Source organism: Oleiphilus sp. HI0123 (assembly GCF_001635315.1).
Genome location: NZ_LWGE01000438.1, coordinates 1 through 2,983 on the forward strand (window position 1 = coordinate 1; position 2,983 = coordinate 2,983).

Consider the following 2,983-nt stretch of genomic DNA (forward strand, 5'->3'; position numbering starts at 1 on the left):
TTTTGTCAACTCGCGCTGACTGAGCAATATTTGTTTTTATACCACCAGGATGAATACAAGTAGTGCTGACCTTTGAACCGGTAATTTCCAAGTCCTGACGAAGAGACTCGGTAAACCCTCGAACAGCGAACTTACTCGCGTTATAACCACTCATTAACGGCTGTGAAGTTAAGCCAAATATACTGGAAATATTTACCACATGACCTTCGCCCGATGCTTCAAGGTGAGGCAGAAAGGCTTTGGTGCCATAAACAACACCCCAGAAATTGATATTCATAATCCATTCGTAGTCTTCAATCGAGAGCGAATCCACCGTGCCTGACAAAGCCACTCCGGCATTATTGAAGATCAAATTTACTTTGCCATGGTCTTCGACCACCTTATCGGCCCAGGCATAGACAGCCTCTTTATCAGCTACATCGAGAGCATGGCTTGTGACTTTCACATTGAAGCCTTTAAGTAAGTTCTGCGTTTCTTTCAGACCTTTCTCATTCACATCAGAGATGGCCAGAGCACAACCTTCCTGCGCCAAGTTAACCGCCAGTGCTTGACCAATGCCCGACCCAGCACCTGTCACCGCGGCTACTTTACCGTTTAAGTTTTTCATTATTTTTCCTCTAGGTAAGCAGGCCGACAAAGTCGAGCCTGGCACGTTTAAATTAGCTATTTTTATCTAAAAACGCCTGGTAAACCTCAGCACTTTCAGCCGGAATCTCAACCATAGGCATATGTCCAATACCCGGCCAAATTTTTATAGATATATTCTTAATGCCAGCCTTCCATACATCAACGGCGCTGACATGTAGGAGCTGGTCCTGATCACCCCATAGCAATAGCACAGGCGCTTGAATTTCATTTAATACCGGCTGCAACATATGCTTGCCATGGAAGTCCTGGAAGATCTCGATTAACTCTTCTCGGCGCGCTTGGTACTTTTCTGAAACAGCCTCAAGAATAAAACTTGGAATGTAAGGTGCTTTGGCCATGGTCATCCCGTAAAAGGTATCAAACTCTTCACGACTGTGTATTTCGAAAGGATTGCGCCCTGCTGCTAGCATCTTCTCCATATCACTCTTGATGGGTGACTCAACACCTGCCGGATCAACTAAGGTCGAGCTCAGTGTTCGCTGAGGATACATACGAGCAAAGTGGCCTGCGATAAATCCGCCCATTGAATTGCCAATAACATGAACTTTATCGAGCGCTAATTTATCAAGCAAAGCGATGATACGTTCAACCTGAGCAGGTCCACCGTAATCCCAATCTTTATGGAAGCCCGTTTCACCATGACCAGCCATATCAGGAATTAGCACGTTATAGTGCTCGCTAAAAAACTGAGCAAAACGTGGCCAGACATCTTTATCGGCACTATAGCCATGCAACATAACGATAGTAGGACGCTCAGGTTTTATTTCATTTTGGTAGAGATAAATATCCATCTCGCCAATATTTACCTGAGCCTTTTCCAAGCCATATAAACCAGCCTCGAAGGGAGCAGCCCATTCATAGACCGCTTTACCCATTGGAGCCGGAGCGATGAACGTGGCACCCACAAAAACTAACAAAATGGCAGCTAAAGCCAGTAAACTTTTTATCAACATTTCAATATCCTTATTTGTATTTATACGCTCGAAGGTCGATAACCTTCTTCATTTCTGACCAAACCATCGCGCAAACAAGCGGTAAAGGCAACAGTTTGGAAGCCAACCACACTTTAATAGCATTATTTCCATAGACAATACGAGGCTTATTTTTCTTAACTGACTTAATTAAATGTTCGGCAATATCCTCTGGTTCAGTAGTCAGAAAGTTCTGAGAAAAGTCTCGGGCATGTTCATGCCTTACGATATTGGTTCGAATCCCCCCTGGATGTAGAAGGTGTACCTGAATATCACTGGCCGATAATTCGACCATTAAAGCTTCGGTAAAACCTCGTACGGCAAATTTACTACCACAATAATCAGCATGATTGGGTGTTCCCGTCAGGCCAAAGATACTTGAGACATTCACAATCACGCCTTGGTTATTAGCCAGCATGTCAGATAGAAATGCGCGAGTACCATGAATCACACCATAGTAATTAACATCCATCACCCGCTTAAAATATGATTGCTCTGTCGCCCAAACCGGCTCACCACTGCCTTCAACCCCCGCATTATTGACAAGCATAAATGCTTGACCCAAGTGTTGTTTAACCTGATCGGCGAACTCAAACACTGCCTGCTCATCTGAGATATCAAAGGCCTGTGCAAAGACTTTTTGTGATTCTGGTAGCAACGAGATCGTCTCGCCTAAGCCTTCCTCGTCATAGTCACACAAAGCCAGATGACTACCTTGCTTAGCAAAAGCCAGCGCATAGGCGCGCCCCATACCCGAGGCAGCCCCTGTTATCACCACTACCCTGTCTTTAAAACTTGTTATTTTTTTCATCGTTTTTACTACTTAAGAGTTAAAAGAGTGATCTTGGCGTTTAAATTTCTTAGCCCAGCGTCTGAAGGTAAAACTAAACCCCGGGAACATGGCAATCACTTTTCCGCTCTTGCTCTTATACCAAGAGTTACAACCGCCACGCTGCCAAACCGTTTTGGCCATCTCGTGATGAATTAAATCGGTATATTTCTCCTCAGCATCTACATTGACTTCGATCACTTTTTTGCCACTTTGTTTAAGCGCCGAAATACTGTTCATGATGTATTTCATTTGCGACTCAATAATAAACAAAGCGGAGGTATGACCAATGCCTGTATTAGGCCCTGTGACAATAAACAAATTTGGAAAGCCTGGCGCACTCGTCCCTAAATAAGCTCTGGGGAAGTCACTCCATGCCTGAGCTAAGGTCTTACCGCCTTTACCCACCACCGGATATGAGATCACGCCATCAGTAGCATCATAACCGGTTGAGTAGACAATCAAATCCAGCTCGTGCTCGACACCGTCCTGAGTCACAATACCCTTCTCGGTGATTTCTTTTATGCCATTATTC

General features: G+C 44.5%; 3 protein-coding genes and 1 pseudogene. All 4 read right to left on the minus strand.

Annotation, left to right across the window (positions count from 1 at the left end):
* On the minus strand, positions 1-607 hold a 607-nt coding region (locus A3761_RS04160; protein ID WP_068749874.1), incomplete at its 3' end, for an SDR family oxidoreductase.
* A 52-nt stretch (positions 608-659) separates the two neighbouring features.
* The gene (locus tag A3761_RS04165) at positions 660-1,601 is read right to left on the minus strand and encodes an alpha/beta fold hydrolase (protein WP_068739347.1); all 942 of its coding nucleotides are present in this window, start codon (positions 1,599-1,601) and stop codon (positions 660-662) included.
* A 10-nt stretch (positions 1,602-1,611) separates the two neighbouring features.
* Complete coding sequence (locus tag A3761_RS04170; protein WP_068510424.1) at positions 1,612-2,430, minus strand: SDR family oxidoreductase; 819 nt, start codon at positions 2,428-2,430, stop codon at positions 1,612-1,614.
* Between the two features lie 12 nt (positions 2,431-2,442).
* Positions 2,443-2,983 (minus strand): annotated as a pseudogene (locus tag A3761_RS26875) (NAD(P)/FAD-dependent oxidoreductase); the annotation flags it as partial.

Coding starts and splice junctions, on each gene's coding strand:
- A3761_RS04165 (WP_068739347.1), bottom strand. CDS start 1,601: ATGTTGATAAAAAGTTTACTGGCTTTAGCTGCCATTTTGTTAGTTTTT.
- A3761_RS04170 (WP_068510424.1), bottom strand. CDS start 2,430: ATGAAAAAAATAACAAGTTTTAAAGACAGGGTAGTGGTGATAACAGGG.